This window comes from Brevundimonas sp., from assembly GCF_035561115.1.
Taxonomy (GTDB): domain Bacteria; phylum Pseudomonadota; class Alphaproteobacteria; order Caulobacterales; family Caulobacteraceae; genus Brevundimonas.
Genome location: NZ_DATMYH010000050.1, coordinates 16,868 through 34,108, shown reverse-complemented (window position 1 = coordinate 34,108; position 17,241 = coordinate 16,868). Strand labels below are relative to the sequence as shown.

Sequence of the window (17,241 nt, the reverse complement as noted above, 5' to 3'; positions counted from 1 at the left end):
CCTGGCGTTACAGTTCATCACGTCTTGTTACGGGCGCGGGGTTGATCCTCGCGCCCGCGGGTTCCATTGAAGCGCCGACACCCAGCCTGCTCATTCGGAGACCGCCCCATGACCTTCCGCGTCGCCATCAATGGTTTCGGCCGCATCGGCCGCCTCGTCCTGCGCTCGATCGTCGAGCATGGCCGGCGCGACATCGAGGTGGTGGCGATCAACGATCTCGGCCCGGTCGAGACCAACGCCCACCTGCTGCGCTACGACTCGGTGCACGGCCGTTTCCCGGGCACGGTCGAGACGGGTCCGGACTGGATCGATGTCGGCCTCGGCAAGATCAAGGTCACGGCCGAACGCGACCCGTCCAAGCTCCCGCACAAGGAGCTGAACGTCGACATCGCCTTCGAATGCACCGGCCTGTTCACGACCAAGGAAAAGGCCTCGGCCCATCTGACCGCCGGCGCGAAGCGGGTGCTGGTCTCGGCCCCCTGCGACGGCGCCGACAAGACCATCGTCTACAAGGTCAACCATGACGTCCTGACCGCCGACGACATCGTCGTCTCCAACGGTTCGTGCACGACCAACGCCCTGGCTCCGGTGGCCAAGGTGCTGCACGACCTGTTCGGGATCGAGCGCGGCTATATGACCACCATCCACAGCTACACCGGCGACCAGCCGACGCTGGATACGATGCACAAGGACCTGTACCGCGGCCGCGCCGCCGCCCTGTCGATGATCCCGACCTCGACCGGCGCCGCCAAGGCCCTCGGTCTGGTCCTGCCGGCCCTGAAGGGCAAGCTGGACGGCTCGTCGATACGCGTCCCGACTCCGAACGTTTCGGTCGTGGACCTGAAGGTCGTGGCCGGCCGCGAGGTCACGGTGGACGAGATCAACGCCGCCATCCAGGCCGCCGCCGACGGCCCGATGAAGGGCGTGCTGGCGACCACTACCGAGCCGCTGGTCTCCACCGACCTGAACCACATCGCCGCGTCGAGCACCGCCGCACTGCCCCAGACCCAGGTCGTCGACGGCAAGCTGGCCCGCGTCCTGACCTGGTATGACAATGAGTGGGGCTTCGCGACGCGGATGGCCGACACGGCTCTGGTGATGAGCAAGCTGATCTAGTCGGTCATGCGTATTGCGCTGACCCTGCTCCTGGTGCTGTCGGCGCCGCTCGCGCTTTATTCGGGGCAGGTCATGTTCGACCTGCCCCGGTACCTGGGCAGCCAGTGGTCGGATCGAACCTTGTTCACCGGCGGAGGCCTTTGGAACCTGTTCCTCCGTCTTATCGCCCCGATCTGGCTGCTGTGCGCCATTCAGGTTGTCATGATCTGGCGACGTCCCCGGGAAACCGGCGCCAACACATCACGGTGGCCGGTTGTCGTCGTGGCGGCGCTTCTCTTCCTGCTGGTGCTGATCACCGCCCTTTTCGTTCTCGTCTTCTGGGCCTGGAGCCAGATGTAATCATGACCTTCCGCACCCTCGACGACGCTCCCGACCTCGCCGGCAAGACCGCCCTCGTCCGCGTGGATTTCAACGTCCCCATGGAGGACGGCAAGGTCACCGAGGACACCCGCCTGCGCGTCGCCCTGCCGACTATCAACAGGCTGCGCGACGCCGGCGCCAAGGTCGCCCTGCTGGCCCATTTCGATCGGCCCAAGGGCAAGATCGTGCCCTCGATGAGCCTGCAGCCCGTGGTCGACGATCTCGAGCACCTGCTCGGCGCCCCCGTCCGGTTCGCGACCGACTGCGTGGGCGATGAGGCCAGGGCCATGATCGCCGATCTGCCCCTCGGCGGCGTGGTCCTGCTCGAGAACGTCCGCTTCCACGCGGGCGAAGAAGCCAACGACCCGGCCTTCGCCCGACGGTTGGCCGAGCTCGGCGACATCTATGTCAACGACGCCTTCTCCGCCGCCCACCGCGCCCACGCCTCGACGGAAGGTCTGGCTCGCCTGCTTCCCGCCTACGCCGGCGAGTCGATGCGCCGCGAGCTGGATGCGCTCGACGCCGCCCTGGGCAAGCCGCAGAAACCGGTCATCGGCATCGTCGGCGGGGCCAAGGTTTCGACCAAGCTGGATCTGCTGAAGAACCTCGTCGGCAAGCTGGACCGCCTCGCCATCGGCGGCGGCATGGCTAACACCTTCCTGTTCGCCCAGGGCGTCGATATCGGCGGCTCGCTCGCCGAGAAGGATATGGCCGACACGGCCCGCGACATCCTCGCCGAGGCTGCGGCGAAGGGTTGCGAGATTCTGCTGCCGGTTGACCTCGTCGTCGCCACGGAAGTTAAGCCCGGCGCGGCCGCCCGCGCGGTCAAGGCGGGCGACGCCCTGTCCGCCGAGGACAAGATTCTCGACGCCGGCCCGGCCTCGGTCGCCCGCCTGACCGCCGCCATAGACGCCTCGAAGACCCTGATCTGGAACGGTCCGCTGGGCGTGTTCGAGGTCCCGCCCTTCGACGCCGCTACGGTTGCGGTCGCCCGCCATGTCGCGGACCGGGCCAAGAGTGGAAACCTCGTCGCGGTCGGCGGCGGCGGCGATACGGTCGCGGCCCTGCATCATGCCGGCGTGGCGGACGACATGACCTTCGTCTCGACCGCCGGCGGCGCCTTCCTGGAATGGATGGAGGGTAAGCCCCTGCCCGGCGTCGAGGCGTTGCGGGTCTGAGGTCACAGGTCGACGCGGACCGCTGCGAGCGTCTGTAACACTGCGTGACTTCGCCCCCTTCCGGCGCTAAAGCACCGCGCAAACAAGCTTGAGGAGGCGTTCATGGATCTGTCGGCGTTGAACAAGGTGGCCCAGGCGATGGTCGCGCCCGGCAAGGGCATTCTGGCGGCCGACGAGTCCACCGGGACCATCAAAAAGCGCTTCGACGCCATCGGGGTCGAGAACACCGAGGACAATCGCCGCGACTATCGCGAGTGCCTGTTCCGCGCCGAGCAGACCATGCGCGAGCACATCTCGGGCGTGATCCTGTTCGAGGAGACCCTGTATCAGGACGCCAAGGACGGCACGCCCCTGGTCGACATCATCACCGCGGCCGGCTCGATCCCGGGCATTAAGGTCGACAAGGGCGCGACTAAGATGGCGGGCTTCCCCGGCGAGACCGTCACCAAGGGTCTGGATGGCCTGTCCAAGCGCCTGCGCGCCCATTACGAGCGCGGCGCGCGGTTCGCCAAATGGCGCGCGGTCACCGACATCGCCGACGGCGTCCCGACCTGGGGCTGCGTCAAGGCCAACGCCCACGCCCTGGCCCGCTACGCCCGCATCTGCCAGCAGGAGCAGATCGTGCCGATCGTCGAGCCCGAAGTTCTGATGGACGGAGCCCACGACATCGCCCGCTGCGATGAGGTGACCCGCTGGGTGCTGCAGACCGTGTTCCAGGAACTCTATGAACAGCGCGTGGCGCTGGAAGGCATCATTCTCAAGCCGAACATGGTCATCTCGGGCAAGGGCAGCCTGCGGCAGGCGCCGGTCGAGGACGTCGCCGAACGCACCATCGCGGCGCTGAAGGCGACCGTCCCGTCGGCCGTGCCGGGCATCGCCTATCTCTCGGGCGGCCAGACCGACGAACAGGCCACCGCCCACCTGGACGCCATGAACCGCATCGGCGGCTTCCCGTGGAAGATGACCTTCTCCTACGGCCGCGCACTGCAGGCCTCGCCCCAGCGCGCCTGGTCAGGCAAGGCCGAGAACGCCGTCGCCTGTCAGTCCGCCTTCCATCACCGAGCCCGCATGAACGGCCTGGCTTCTCTGGGCCAGTGGGAGAAGAAGCTGGAAAAGAAGGCGGCGTGATGCGGCAGACTGGCCCGGCCGCGGCGCACCGCTTCAGCGGATGGCCGCCCCGGGCTTCGATGCGAGCCTGATCGAACCTCTGACCGTACCTACCAGCCGCCGTACTGGCTCTGGAAACGCCAGCGCACGTCCCTGACGTCGCGTTCGGCGTCATCGATCGCGTCCTGGGCGCGGCGCCATTCCCGCTCGGTGTCCGCGCGCTCGCGCCGGATCTCCTGAATGCGGTTACGGATCGTCTCGCGCTGCTGGTCAGTCAACCCTTCCGCCCGCGCCTCAGCCTGTTTGGCGGTGATCTTCTCGTCCAATTCCTCAAGCCGGTTCCCCAGCGAGTCCACGCGGTTGCGGGCGTCGGTCAGGGCCTGCTCAACCTGATGGACGATCTGGCCGTCGCGATAGGCCGGCACGAAATCCGCCTCCAGCCTGGACGGGCAGACTCCGCCATAGCTCGACCCCGTCCGGCCCTCACGGAACCCACGCTCGGGCGTGCAGTACTGCAACAGCCCCTGCTCGCGCCCTGCGCCATAAGCGGCCGCATCCGGCGTGACGCCGTGCTTGGCGCAGGCTTCGGCGTGGTCGTTCAGCCGGCTCATGGTCAGGCCCGCCGCGCCGTCGGAATAACCCTGGCCGGACCAATCGCCCGCCATGCATTGTTCCGCGCTCATGGTCGCGCAACTGCCCAAGGCCAGAGCCGCGCCGCCGGCCGCAGCCGCAAGAATCCAGAGACGCATGGTCATCACCCCTCCGTAAAGCCAAGCTTAACCATGACTCACCTTGAGCCGTCCGCCAAGGCGCGACTTGCGTGTCCGCTGGCCTGCCGTGCTAGATCGGCGGCCGCCCGGCCTTCCCGGAGGCGGTGGAGCGCCCCCGTGTCCGACGAACCTCTTCTGTCCGAAGACCTCCTGGCGGACGAGGACGCCGTCACGGTTCTGGAAGCGCGCCTGGAAGCCGGCGGCGCCCGTCTGGACAAGGCGCTGACCGACATCTTCCCCGCCCTTTCGCGTGCGCGACTGCAGGCTCTGCTGGCCGAAGGAGTGGTCACTCGCGATGGGGCGCCCGTTTCCATCGCCTCGGGCAAGGCCCTGCCCGGCGTCTACGCCATCGCCCTGCCGGCCGTCGTATCGGCGGTACCCCAGCCAGAAAAAATCCCCCTGACGGTCCTCTACGAGGACGCTCATCTGATCGTCGTCGACAAGCCGGCCGGCATGGCGGTCCATCCGGCGCCGGGCAGTGAAACCGGCACCCTGGTCAACGCCCTGCTTCATCACTGCGCGACATCCCTGTCCGGCATCGGCGGCGTCGCCCGCCCGGGCATCGTGCACCGGCTCGACAAACATACGTCCGGAGTAATGGTGGCCGCCAAGTCCGATGCGGCCCATGCCGGTCTCTCGGCCCTGTTCGCCGCCCATGACATCGAGCGCACCTACATCGCCCTGACCCGGGGCGCGCCCCATCCGGCAAGGGGCCGAATCATCTCGAACCTGGGCCGCTCGACCGGCGACCGCAAGAAGATGGCCGTGCTGAGATCCGGCGGCCGTGAGGCGATTACGGATTACGTCGTCGACGAGGTCTTCGGCGCCTTTCCGCCGAAGGGATCCCGACCCGGCCAGCCGCCCATGGCCGCCCGTGTCTCCTGCACCCTGCATACTGGCCGCACGCATCAGATCCGCGTTCACATGGCCTCAAAAGGCGCCCCGCTGCTGGGCGATCCCGTTTACGGCACAGCCAGCCCCTCCGCTCCCGTCCGCGCCGCGGTTGTCGAGGCGGGTCTGACGCGCCAGGCGCTCCATGCGGCCATTCTCGGCTTCGTCCATCCGGTCACCGGCGAGGCTCTGCGGTTCGAGACCTCTCCGCCCGAAGACATGCGTCGCCTCGAACAGGGGCTTGCCGCACTGTGAGGATCGCGGTCTGCTGGCTGCAGAAGACACCCGGAACATGCCGATGTGGTCCATCCAGCAAACCGCGACCTGCGGGATCTCCAGCGGCCGGCGAGCAGCGCGGCTTCTGGCCGGCCTGATGCTCGGCCTGTGCCTCGCGGCAAGCGCCCATGCGGCGGCCGCCGGCGGACAGCCCCTCCGGATTCTCTATCTCTCGCAATCGGTCGGATTCGTTCACGACACGGTTCGACGGCCGGACGGAGGTCTGGCCTCGTCGGAGATTGCGCTCCAGGCCATGGCCCGCGATAGCGGAGCCTTCAGCATCGAACTCAGTCAGGACGCGCGGGAGCTCACCGTCAACCGTCTGGCCGACATCGATGTTTTGATATTCAGCACCACAGGGGCCCTGCCCATTGACCGCGAGACCTGGACCGCGATCGTCGCCTGGGTTGAAAGCGGTCGGGGCGGATTCGTCGGAATCCATAGTGCTGCCGACACAGCACTGGATTTCGAGGGCGGTGAGGAGGCCTGGACTTCCTTTCTCGGCGGACGTTTCGACGGTCATCCCTGGACACAGGGCGCGGCGATCCGCCTGGCGAACCTGGAGCCGTCTCATCCGCTCGCCGCCATGTGGCCGGACGGAACGGCCTATGCCGAAGAAATCTACCAGTACGTCGGCTTCGATCCGGATCGGGTCCGGGTGCTCCAGACGCTGGATATGTCTGCCGGTCCGTTGCGCCGGCCCTACCCCGTGCCCGTCACCTGGATCCGTCAGATGGGCCAAGGCCGGCTGTTCTACACAAACCTGGGCCACACTCCATCCACATGGGAGGATCCACGCTTCCGCGATCAAATCGTCCGCGCGATTACCTGGACGGGCGGCCGGACCGACGTTCCCGCATCGCCGAACCCCGAGGTCCAGGACATCGCCGCCATCGCCGCCTTCGTCGCCGCGGAAGGGCTCACGCCATCCCGCACTCCTGCGGATTCAGCAACGATCGCGGATGAAATCCGCCCTCTCCAGTCCATTCATCCAGAGAAGCAAGATGGCGATTCTTCTGCCTGGGACGCCGCCCGGGCGCGGGTTCGGGCCGTGCTCCAGAAGTAAGTCTTGATTAAGGACTGACTATCCGCTATATCGCCAGCCATTCGGTGCCGTGGCGCCGGGGCAACGGTCACGCCTTGGTGTGACGATCCGCCTCTGACAAAGGCGGAAACCCGACCCTATTTCATCGGTTGAGGGGTGAGGCGACGGCGCACATCGGGTGGCCGCTTCCGAAGAACCCGCTCGTTTGACGGTCGGAGGGACCATATGGCTGTAGCTAGATCACTCGCGGTGATGTCGCCTGAACAGGGCCTTTCGCGATACCTGACTGAGATCCGCAAATTTCCGATGCTGGCGAAGGACGAAGAGTTCATGCTCGCCAAGCGCTGGACCGAGCACCAGGATCCCGAAGCCGCCCATCGGCTGGTGACGTCGCACCTTCGCCTCGTGGCCAAGATCGCCATGGGTTATCGCGGCTACGGCCTGCCGATCGGCGAGGTGATTTCCGAAGGCAACGTAGGCCTCATGCAGGCCGTCAAGAAATTCGATCCCGACAAGGGTTTCCGCCTGGCGACCTACGCCATGTGGTGGATTCGCGCCTCGATCCAGGAATACATCCTGCGCAGCTGGTCGCTCGTGAAGATGGGCACCACGGCCGCGCAGAAGAAGCTGTTCTTCAACCTGCGCAAGGCCAAGAGTCAGATCTCCGCCTTCGAGGAAGGCGACTTGCGTCCGGAGCACCTCTCGGCGATCGCCACCAAGCTGGGCGTGTCCGAGGAAGAGGTCACCAATATGAACCGCCGCCTCGGCGGCGACTCCTCGTTGAACGCTCCGATCCGGTCTGACGGCGAAAGCGAGTGGCAGGACTGGCTGGCCGACGACACGGCGGTGTCCCAGGAAACCGCCCTGGCCGAGAGCGAAGAGAAATCCATCCGCATGGGTCTGCTTGAAGAAGCGATGCAGGAACTGACCGATCGCGAGAAGCATATCCTCACCGAACGCCGTCTCAAGGACGATCCGGTGACGCTGGAAGAGCTGGCCGGTCAGTACGGCGTGTCGCGCGAGCGCGTCCGCCAGATCGAAGTCCGCGCGTTCGAGAAGCTGCAAAAGGCCATGCGCGCCGCAGCTGATGAGCGGAATCTGGTCGACGCCTGACCCGATTTGCCTCTCCGCTCACGCGGGGAGGCGCTCAGGTCTCCATCAATGTAGCGGCCTGCCAGCCAAGATGGCCGAGTGCCGTTCAGCCCGTCCGCTGCATCGCCTCTACAGGCGCCATGGCCAGCAGCGTCCCGATCGGGGCCGCCAGGGTTTCCTTGGTCACGGGACCGGACGCCAGGGTGACCTCCAGAGCGCCGACGGCCACCACCAGGCGCGAGTCGGACGCCTTCATGGCCAGCGCCTTGAGCTGGGATGCCTGCTCCCGCACGGCGCGGACCGCCTGCAGCGGATCACTGTCGAACTGGTTCAGCGCCGCCGCCAGAATGCGCATGGCCTGATCCTTGGCCGCGGCGTTTGCCTCGCCTCCGGAAGCCGGCTTGTCGGCCTTGCGCTTGCGAGGGCCGGAAAATTCGCCGGAATTGAACCGGCGCCGGTCTGGTCCGACGTAGCCGACCGCCTCGACCCAATCGCGTGGCTTGAGCGCGACGTTCTCGACCCGCTTGAACAGGTCGGCGCTGGTGAAGGGCTTGCGCAGGAATTCGTGCACCCCGGCATCGCGCGCACCCAGGATAGTAGTGGCCGTAGCCTCGGCCGTCACCATGATGATCGGCGCACGGCGACATCCGAGATGCGACCGTCTCAGCTTTCGCGCCAGCACTTCCCCGTCCAGTTTGTCGCCGGTCCGCTCGGTGAAGACGATTCCGGGTTCCAGCTCGGCCGCTCTCTGAAGCGCCCGATCCCCGGTCGGCTCGATGACGATTTGCGCCGCGCCCATTCCTTTGATGATCTCGCTCAGCATGCGCGCGGAATGCGGATTCGGATCGACGATCAGAACCCGCGTCAGCATCGGAGCCATTCTGGCCAGGACGCGGCGATCGGCAGCAAACAAGACTCATCCTCCACACTGGGATGGTCATACTTAACGGGCGCCGGTTAAGGCCGGTTGAATAGCGCCGGCTATGGTTCAGCCCCGGAAGGGGTCGTGCATCATGATGGTGTCGTCGCGTTCAGGGCTCGTCGACAGCAAGGCCACCGGCGCGCCGATCAACTCCTCGATCCGGCGGACATATTTGACCGCGTTCGCGTTCAGGTCGCGGAAACTGCGAGCGCCGGCGGTGCTTTCGCTCCAGCCTTCCAATTCCTCGAACACCGGCTCGGCCGCGGCCTGGGCCTTCAGGCTGGACGGCAGATAATCCAGCACCTCGCCGTCGATGCGGTAGCCGGTGCAGATCTTTAGCGTCTTCAGTCCGTCCAGCACGTCCAGCTTGGTCAGGGCGATGCCGTCAATCCCGTTGATGGCCACCGACTGCCGTACCAGCACCGCATCAAACCAGCCGCAACGTCGGGCCCGCCCGGTGTTGACCCCCACCTCGCGCCCCACCGTCGCCAGATGGCTCCCGACCGCGTCGTTCAGTTCACAGGCAAATGGCCCCTCGCCGACCCGGGTGGTGTAGGCCTTGACGATCCCCAGTACATAGCCGACCCCGCGCGGTCCGATGCCTGACCCCGCCGCCGCCTGCCCGGCGACTGTGTTCGAGCTGGTCACATAGGGATAGGTGCCGTGGTCCACGTCCAGGAAGGCGCCCTGCGCCCCTTCGAACAGCACCCGTTTGCCGTCCCGGCGGGCCTGGTCCAGCACCCGCCACGCCGGCTGCACATAGGGAAGGATCTTCGGCGCAATCTCCAGCAGTTGGGCCAGCAGCGCCTTCGGGTCGATCGGCTCCAGCCCCAGTCCCGCCCGCAGCGGATCGTGGTGCGAGCGCAGGCGGTCGATCTTGATCTTGAGGTCGTCCACATTGGCCAGATCGCAGACGCGGATGGCGCGCCGACCGACCTTGTCCTCATAGGCCGGGCCGATGCCGCGCCCCGTCGTGCCGATCCGCGCGCCAGGCGCGCTCGCCGCCGCCTCGCGCGCCACGTCCAGCGCCGGATGGATAGGCAGGATCAGGCAGGCGTTGTCGGCGACGATCAGGACATCGGGGCTGATCTTGATCCCCTGCGCCTCGATCTTGCCGATCTCCCCGACCAGATGCCAGGGATCGACGACCACGCCATTGCCGATGATCGAGGGCTTGCCCTGCACCACGCCTGACGGCAGCAGAGCCAGCTTGTAGACCTTGCCGTCCACCACCAGGGTATGGCCGGCGTTGTGCCCGCCCTGGAACCGCACGACCATATCGGCCCGGTTCGACAGCCAGTCGACGATCTTACCCTTGCCCTCGTCGCCCCACTGGGCGCCGACCACCGCGACGTTCGCCAAGACTGTTCTCCGCTGTCCGGGATTTCGGAATGCGGGCGCAGCCTATAGCCGGGGAATCGGCGGGTGTCCCGTCGCCGGACGATTATTCCGCCAACGCCGTCTCGAACGCCCAGTCCAGCCACGGCGTAAGCGTTTCGATATCAGCGACCTCGACAGTGCAGCCGCACCAGATGCGCAGGCCCGCCGGCGCATTGCGGTGGCTCTCGACATCAAACGCCGCGCCCTCATCCTCCACCAACGTCTTCATCCGCCGGACCAGCGCCTGCCGCGATTCTTCGACCATCGCCGTCACGCGCGGATCGACGATCGCCAGGCACACCGAAGTCGTCGACCGCGTCGCCGGATCGCGGGCCAGATAGTCGATCCATTCCGTGCGCCCGACCCATTCGTCCAGCGCCGCCGCATTCGCGCGGGTCCGCGCGATCAGGGCGTCCAGGCCCCCAACGGACAGGCCCCATTCGACGCCGTCGATCCAGTCCTCGAGGGTCCAGACCGAGAAGGTGTTGATCATCGACCCCGACGCCAGCATCCGGTCGAAACCCTTGGCGTCGCGCAGGCGCAGTACCTTGGGCACGGGCCGCGGCGGCGCATAGCGGTCCAGCCGCTCGATCGCGCGCGGCGACAGCGCCGCGACGCCCAGTCCCGCCTCACCACCCAGCGCCTTCTGGAAGCTGAACGTTACCACATCCAGCCTGTCCCACGGTAAGGGCATGGCGAAGGCGGCAGAGGTCGCGTCGCAGATCACCACGCCCTCGCGGTCCCCGGCGATGAAATCCCCGTTCGGCGCGCACACCCCCGACGTCGTCCCGTTCCAGGGAAACACCAGATCCTTCTTAGGATCGACCGTCGAGGTATCGGGCCATTCGCCCCAAGGCGCCGTGATCACCTCCGGAGCCAGCTTTAGATGCTCGACCGCATCGGTCGCCCACACCTTGCCGAAATTCTCGAACGCCAGAACCTGCACCGGTCGCTCGCCCAGCATCGACCACATGGCCGCCTCGACCGCGGCGGTGTCGGACCCCGGCACATAGACCAGCACCCAGTCCGGTGGCACCTGCAGAAGTTCGCGCGTCAGCCTCAGGCCATGGGCGAACCGTTCCACCACCTCGGGCGCGCGGATGCCCCGGCCAAGCAGTTCATGCGGGATCGCCTGCGACGACCACCCCGGCCGTTTCGCCGTCGGCCCGGACGAGAACCATGGCCGGGCCGGTTTCACATTCGGTCGATTCGCCATCATTCACGCCAAGGCTTGTAGGGACCCGCGTCCCGGATGGCCTGCGCCACCTTGGTCAGCGCTCCATTCTCTTCCTCGGGCAGCATGACCATCAGCTTGGCCAGCAGGTCGCCGCGCTTTCCGTCTGCGAACGCGCCGCGCCCTTTCAGCCGCAAAACCTTTCCCGAGCTCGACCCTTTCGGAATGGTCATCGAGACCGTCCCCTCCGGTGTTCGCACCGGAATCTTTCCTCCCAACACGGCGTCGGGCAGCGACACCGGAAGGTCCATCATGAGGTCCGCCCCCTCGCGCGTGAAGACAGGATGTCGCGCGATCTTCAGCGTGATCAGGGCGTCGCCTGCCTCGCTTCGACCTGAGGCCCCGGGGGCTCCCTGCCCTCGCAAGCGGATGGTCTGGCCGTCCGCGGCCCCCTTGGGGATGGTCACATCCAGCGTGCGCCCGTCCGAGAACTGGATCCGACGGGTCGCGCCGGAGATCGAATCCTCAAGGCTGATCTCCAGCGTCGCCTTGACGTCCGCGCCCCGGCCCAGGCCCGCATTGGCGAAGCCGCCCCGCGCCCCGCCAGGTCTGGCTCCGCCGCCGAACATGCCGCCGAACAGTTCGTCCAGATCGATGTTTTCGAAGCCCTGCTGACGCGCTCCGCCCTGGCCGAAGGGATTGCCCCCCGGACTGCCGCGCGTTTGTCCGCTCCCGCCGAATCCGCGGAACTGTTCCCTCCCGTCAGCGTCGATTTCGCCACGGTCGAATCTGGCGCGCTTCTCCTTGTCGCCCAGCAGGTCGAAGGCGGCGGTGATCCGTTTGAACCGCTCGTCGGCTACGGTGTTGCCGGGGTTCTTGTCAGGGTGCAGCTCCTTGGCGAGCTTGCGAAACGCCTTCTTGATCTCGTCCGCGCTCGCGCCCTTCGAAACGCCCAGTTCCTTATAGGGATCGCCCGCCACGTTCGAAATCGCTCCTGCGCCCGGGCTCAAGCAGCGCAAAGCGCTTCAGCCCATCAAATGTCGAATGGATCAGTTAGGCTATCGTGAGGATTCCGGAAAGGCGCGCTATCGAAATCTGACGCGGCTAACCGAATGCCGCCGTGGCCTCCATACCCCAGCCATACCCCTCGCCCCACTGCGCCACGGCGACAGTCGCTTCGGAATCTGCTCCGCCCGGAAAGTCGGCCATGACATCCGCCGCCGGGTAGGTCGCCGTGGTGCCTTCGACTTCATAAGTCCTGAGCGTCGCCATTCCCGCAAGGATCCTGATACGGAACCGCATTGGATCGACCAAAGCCGGTTCGACATCCCAACGGTCTCCGTCCATCCGCAACCGCGCCAGCCAGCATAGGTCGAACCCTCCGTCGCCGCGCGCCGCCGTCCGCAGATGCGCTGGCGACCAGGGCCGGCCGTGAATGCCCGTCGGCGTATAACTCACTTCGCTTATTGCAATACCGCCGGCTGGTCCGCCCGCCGGCCCCGCGCGCCAGATCAGCGGCAGCCCTCGCTCGGCCCGCTGAGACTCCGTCCGCGGCGGCGGCGCGTCCAGCAGGACCACGACCGCCCCCGCCCCCGAGCCCGCCACCATAGCTCCCTCGGTTCCCTGCTGTCCGCGCAACAGCCCGCCCAAGCGCCAGACCTCCTCGCCGACCAGCTCGGCTGTTCGGAACTGCAGCAGCTCCCAGCCATCCCCCGTCTCGACCGCGGCCGCATTGGCGCCCGCCAATACTGCGATATCCGAACTGCTTTCCGGGGCTGCCCCCTCGATCCTCACCGTCAGTGTATTGACCGTATCCCAGCGATGCCTCGGTCCGGCCGCCAAAGGCTCCGTCAGCACGCCAACGGTCGCTGGCCGCCGGACCTCTCCCCGCACCGTCAGCGCATCCGTCGACGCCCCGGCGAAAACGCGCATCGATCGCCACGGCTCCGCCGCGACCACCGCGATTGGACGCGCCTCCGCCTCATCGCCGACCAGCGGCGGCAGTTCGATCATCCGGAAGAAGGGCGCCGCGGCCACGGCGCTCGCGTCGTCCGCAGTCGGCTCGCCATCTTCAGCGCCGATGACTATCGAGGACAGCCGCTCCAGCACAGCCGACGGCGCCTCGTCCATATCCAGGCGCATGATACGCCAGTCGCCGTCGCAGCCCTCGACTGAAACTCCGTCCCCCGGCTCCAGCCGCATCGCCGCCAAGGGTCCCAGCATCGCCGTCAGCCGCTCGTTCGCCGCGCCTTCCAGCGCCCGCTCCGCCGCCGCCCGCGCCAAGGACGCCGAACAGACCGCCGGCAGATCCAGATCGACACCACCGCCCTCGCCCACCCTTCGTACGACCGCCGATCCGGTCTGATAATCCGCATCGCCGTCGATGAAGCGCACCCGCGCTATCCGCGGCGTCTGTTCCAGCGTCCGCTCCGCCCGGACGCTGGCCCCGTTTTCCGGCAGGACCAAGGCCTCCAGCGTCAACGCTGTCTCCGTCGACTCCTCCCCGATCACGGCGATCTTGCCGCCCCGCTCGGCCGCGACCAGTCCCAGCGCGGCCAGCAACGGCCCCAGCGCATCGCGCGTTCGCATCGGTCGGTCGATGACATAGCCCTGCACGGCCCCGTTCACCGTCCCGACCGCGAAATCGTCTCCAGCCAGCCCGCCGCGTTCCAGCACCGCCGCGATCAGGCTCCGCGTCTCGCCGCCCAGCCGACCGTTCAGCCAGTGCCCGGTCCGCCACGCACCCGCATCGGCCCACGCGTCGGCTCGCCCCGGGAACGCCGGCCAGGGCCGCGCATCCCAGCACCAGGCGTCCGCCCCCTCCAGCATCGGTCCCCCATAGACCGCCGACACTGGATTGTTCCGGGGCTCCGCATAGTACCCCAGCACCGCCTCCAGCGCTCGCCGCTGCATCCGATCGTCGCGCGCGCCGTCCGAGAAGGGCGGCAGACCACTTTCAGCGCTCTTTGAATCCTGGAAAAGATTCGGCGCATTGCCGCCCCGGTCCACCGCCGCGCAGCCGAACTCCGTCAGCCGGATCGGCTTCATTCCCGGAACCCAGGCCGTCGGCGTCGAATTCCGAACGCCGCCGGGCCGGTCATGGTGCAGACTGCCCCACCAGCCCTTCAGGTCCTTGGGCCGGAACACCCAGTGCTCGTCATGCGCCGTGTCGGCGATCGCCGTGCGCTCCTGCGCCTCCCGTTCGGCGTCCGAGGCGTAGAACCAGTCGAACCCCTCCCCCCCGGCGACCTGGGTCGCCAGATAATCGGGATCGTCCGGCCCGGAGAAAGTCTCTCCGTCCACGCCGCCGTCGCCGGCCCGCCAGTCGCCCAGCGGCGGGTACCAGTCGATCCCTACGTAGTCGATGTCCGCATCGGCCCACAGCGGGTCCAGATGGAAGACGACCTCGCTCCCGTCATGTCGCCCGAAATATTCGGACCAGTCCGCCGCATAGCTGATCGCCACCCCCGGTCCGGCTATCGCCCTGCACTCGGCCGCGAGGGCCCTGAACTGATCGACGGCCGGAAACCCGCCGCCGGCGTCGCGCGTCCAGGTCAGCCCGCGCATCTCCGACCCGATCAGCAGCCCATGGGCCCCCGTCTCCGCCGCCAGCGCCGCATAGTGAAGCGCCAATCGGCGCAGGCCCCAGCCGTCCGCTCTCCCAAACATCCCCGCGATGTCCGCCGCCGCCTGATCGCCGTTGCGCCCTTTGACGCGCCCGCGCCACGGATAGGCCGCCTGTTCCGTCCCGCCATAAGGGTCGGGCAGGCCATTCCCCGCCGGCAGGTCCATAAACACGAAGGGGTACAACGTCACCTGCAGGCCCCGCGCCTTCAGTTCGGCCACGGCCTGCCGAACGCTCTCGTCCGACGGCGTGCCGCCATAAGCTGGCCCTCCGCCGCTCTCCGAGATCACGTGCGCATCTCCCCGCCCCACCCCTGCGACCGACCACGCCAGCGGCTCAGTCGCCTTCAGGACCCGCTCGACGCCGGGCCGGACCGCGCATTGCGCCGCGCGCAGATCGGTCCCGAACCAGCCTATAACGAGGCTGACCCGCTTCAACGCGGGAGCCTGGGCCAACAGCTGGTCCAGCGAGACGATCAGGTTCGTCCGCCCGTCCCCGCCATGAACATTCTCCGCCGCCGTCCGCGTCAGCCCCTCGCGGCGGGTGACGACTTCAGTCGCCAGCACGAACTCCCCCGCGCCGGGGATCAGGCACACGCCTTCCAGCCGATCTTCGAGCGCCGTTCCGCCGAATCCCGCCCTCCGGAAAACCTCGAAGGCCAGCTGCGGCGGCCGGTTTCCGAACGGGCCAAGAGGCAGGTCCTCGAACACCGCATACGCCGTTCCCCGATAGGCTGGCGACGTCCCCTCCACCGCTTCGATCAGCGGGTCGGGCGTCTGCTCGGCGCCACCGCGATGCACCCGCATTGTCACGCCCGACAGGTTCATTGGCCGGCCATCCGCCCAGACCCGGCCGACTCCATCGATTTCGCCCTCGCACAGGGCGACGGCGAAACTCAGGGAATAGTCGTACTCGACCGTTCTCGGTCCGCCCTTGCCGCCGGAGGACGTATTTCGCCCCTCCTGGAACCGCTCCGCCCAGATCATCTGACCCGTGACTCGCGCCCGTCCGAACACGGCCGCCATAGGCGCGCCCTCGGCCGTGCCCTGGACCTTCAACGTCTCCAGACGAGGACCCTTCTGCCGCGCCGGCTCCAGGCCGGAAATGACACGTTGGTCGATCGCCCGCCCCAGGGTCGAGCCTATGACCGCCCCGACTGGCCCGCCTACGGCCTGACCCACGCTGCTCAGGATGACCTGCGCCATTCAACCGTCCCCGTCTTTCCCGATCGGCCAGCCGAACACCGCGACCAGCCGCCGACGCCACCACGTCCCCACCCAGCTCTCCACCACCGCCCGGCCCCAGTAGGCATGGATCATCCGTGGTTCGGCCCCCTCCGTATTACTCAGGATCGCGCAGTGTTTGACCGGACACCCCGCCGCCATGCGGAACATCAGCACATCCCCGAGCGCCGCGTCCGCGACGGGCTTCTCCACCAGCCACCGCCGCGCCGCCGCCAGCAGGGTCTCCTCGCCCCCGACCTCGGCCCAGTCGGCCCGGTAGGCCGGCGGGGTTTCGGGTTCGCGTCCGACCAGCTCGCGCCAGACGCCGCGGACCAGTCCCAGACAGTCCGCACCCTCGCTCCGCACACTGGCCTGATGTCGGTACGGCGTCCCCAGCCAGGTTCTCGCGACCGCCGCGGCCAGGCCGGTCATCGACGGCTTCCCCCTTCATTGCGCCCGCCCTCGAGGGGAGTGGCGGTCAGAAAGTCGTCGCCCGGAATGTCAGGAAAACCCTGGAAATTGATCCCGTTGGCGAATGTCCCAACGCAGCTTTCCCAGCGCTTGTCGCACTCGACGCCGGGGAAGGCCGCCAGATCGACCCGACACCGCTGGTCGCCGAGCAGGGCGTCGCAAGACCGTCCATAGGTGCGCCCGACGACCCGCTCCAGCCGGGCCAGCGGCCCCTCGAGTTCGGCGACGAAACCCGGACCATCGCGGCGGATCCGCGCCAGCGTCGCTGTCCACAACAGCACTCGCAGGTCCGGTTGCGTCCAGTCCACCCGCCACAGCGCCACCGACGCTCCGTCGTACAGCCCCGCCTCGACATCCGCGTCCGAGATCGCTGCATCATCCAGTGCGCCGGCCACCACCGCGGATCCCGCGGCCAGACCTGTGGCGCTGTCCGCCGCCCCGGCGGTCCATCCGCTCGCCGCCCGGCAGGGGACTCCGCCAACGGCGAGGTCGCGGTCATGGTCAGTGAACCCCGCCTCAGTCCCGTCTGCTCGCCGCAGCACCCAGGCATGGCACAGGGTCGCCGCTCCGCTCTCGATGCGGGCGGCCATCTCTTCCGGTATGGCGCGCAT

At 67.6% G+C, this 17,241-nt stretch carries 15 protein-coding genes; 7 read left to right on the top strand and 8 right to left on the bottom strand.

The genetic code is table 11. From position 1 onward, the window contains the following. The first annotated feature begins 108 nt into the window (after window positions 1–108). The 4 genes from gap to VN378_RS06330 all read left to right on the top strand — a co-directional run bounded on the left by gap (window position 109) and on the right by VN378_RS06330 (window position 3,782). Window positions 109–1,116 carry a type I glyceraldehyde-3-phosphate dehydrogenase gene (gap, locus tag VN378_RS06345; RefSeq protein ID WP_325742040.1) on the top strand — a complete coding sequence of 336 codons (1,008 nt, stop codon included), beginning with the start codon at window positions 109–111 and terminating at the stop codon, window positions 1,114–1,116. A gap of 6 nt (window positions 1,117–1,122) precedes the next feature. Next, complete coding sequence (locus tag VN378_RS06340) at window positions 1,123–1,455, top strand: hypothetical protein (RefSeq protein WP_325742038.1); 333 nt, start codon at window positions 1,123–1,125, stop codon at window positions 1,453–1,455. Window positions 1,456–1,457: 2 nt separating this feature from the next. Further along, on the top strand, window positions 1,458–2,654 hold the full coding sequence (locus VN378_RS06335) for a phosphoglycerate kinase (protein WP_325742037.1): 1,197 nt from the start codon (window positions 1,458–1,460) through the stop codon (window positions 2,652–2,654). A gap of 102 nt (window positions 2,655–2,756) precedes the next feature. Beyond that, entirely contained in the window at window positions 2,757–3,782 is a 1,026-nt protein-coding gene (locus VN378_RS06330) for a class I fructose-bisphosphate aldolase (RefSeq protein WP_325742035.1), read from the top strand. 89 nt (window positions 3,783–3,871) lie between these two features. Here the strand turns inward: VN378_RS06330 and VN378_RS06325 are convergent, their stop codons facing one another. After that, window positions 3,872–4,516, bottom strand: coding sequence for a DUF2799 domain-containing protein (locus tag VN378_RS06325; RefSeq protein ID WP_325742033.1), 645 nt, complete (start codon window positions 4,514–4,516; stop codon window positions 3,872–3,874). A gap of 132 nt (window positions 4,517–4,648) precedes the next feature. Between VN378_RS06325 and VN378_RS06320 the strand changes: the two genes are divergently transcribed. The 3 genes from VN378_RS06320 to rpoH all read left to right on the top strand — a co-directional run bounded on the left by VN378_RS06320 (window position 4,649) and on the right by rpoH (window position 7,856). Beyond that, window positions 4,649–5,677, top strand: coding sequence for an RluA family pseudouridine synthase (locus VN378_RS06320; RefSeq protein WP_414642220.1), 1,029 nt, complete (start codon window positions 4,649–4,651; stop codon window positions 5,675–5,677). Window positions 5,678–5,714: 37 nt separating this feature from the next. Then, window positions 5,715–6,764, top strand: a complete 1,050-nt coding sequence (locus VN378_RS06315) for a ThuA domain-containing protein (RefSeq protein ID WP_325742031.1) — start codon at window positions 5,715–5,717, stop codon at window positions 6,762–6,764. 204 nt (window positions 6,765–6,968) lie between these two features. After that, window positions 6,969–7,856, top strand: a complete 888-nt coding sequence (gene rpoH / locus VN378_RS06310; RefSeq protein WP_055828299.1) for an RNA polymerase sigma factor RpoH — start codon at window positions 6,969–6,971, stop codon at window positions 7,854–7,856. An 85-nt stretch (window positions 7,857–7,941) separates the two neighbouring features. Here the strand turns inward: rpoH and VN378_RS06305 are convergent, their stop codons facing one another. From VN378_RS06305 to VN378_RS06275, 7 genes are all read right to left on the bottom strand, one after another. After that, the gene (locus VN378_RS06305; protein ID WP_325742028.1) at window positions 7,942–8,706 is read right to left on the bottom strand and encodes a response regulator; all 765 of its coding nucleotides are present in this window, start codon (window positions 8,704–8,706) and stop codon (window positions 7,942–7,944) included. A gap of 117 nt (window positions 8,707–8,823) precedes the next feature. After that, window positions 8,824–10,119 carry an adenylosuccinate synthase gene (locus tag VN378_RS06300; RefSeq protein WP_325742026.1) on the bottom strand — a complete coding sequence of 432 codons (1,296 nt, stop codon included), beginning with the start codon at window positions 10,117–10,119 and terminating at the stop codon, window positions 8,824–8,826. A gap of 82 nt (window positions 10,120–10,201) precedes the next feature. Further along, the gene (locus VN378_RS06295; protein ID WP_325742024.1) at window positions 10,202–11,353 is read right to left on the bottom strand and encodes a phosphoserine transaminase; all 1,152 of its coding nucleotides are present in this window, start codon (window positions 11,351–11,353) and stop codon (window positions 10,202–10,204) included. Beyond that, window positions 11,353–12,291, bottom strand: coding sequence for a J domain-containing protein (locus VN378_RS06290; protein ID WP_325742022.1), 939 nt, complete (start codon window positions 12,289–12,291; stop codon window positions 11,353–11,355). The genes VN378_RS06295 and VN378_RS06290 overlap by 1 nt, the downstream gene beginning before the upstream one ends. A gap of 124 nt (window positions 12,292–12,415) precedes the next feature. Beyond that, window positions 12,416–16,141 carry a baseplate multidomain protein megatron gene (locus VN378_RS06285; RefSeq protein ID WP_325742020.1) on the bottom strand — a complete coding sequence of 1,242 codons (3,726 nt, stop codon included), beginning with the start codon at window positions 16,139–16,141 and terminating at the stop codon, window positions 12,416–12,418. Next, the gene (locus VN378_RS06280) at window positions 16,142–16,591 is read right to left on the bottom strand and encodes an NlpC/P60 family protein (RefSeq protein ID WP_325742018.1); all 450 of its coding nucleotides are present in this window, start codon (window positions 16,589–16,591) and stop codon (window positions 16,142–16,144) included. It lies immediately after the preceding gene. Then, complete coding sequence (locus VN378_RS06275; protein ID WP_325742017.1) at window positions 16,588–17,241, bottom strand: baseplate hub protein; 654 nt, start codon at window positions 17,239–17,241, stop codon at window positions 16,588–16,590. The genes VN378_RS06280 and VN378_RS06275 overlap by 4 nt, the downstream gene beginning before the upstream one ends.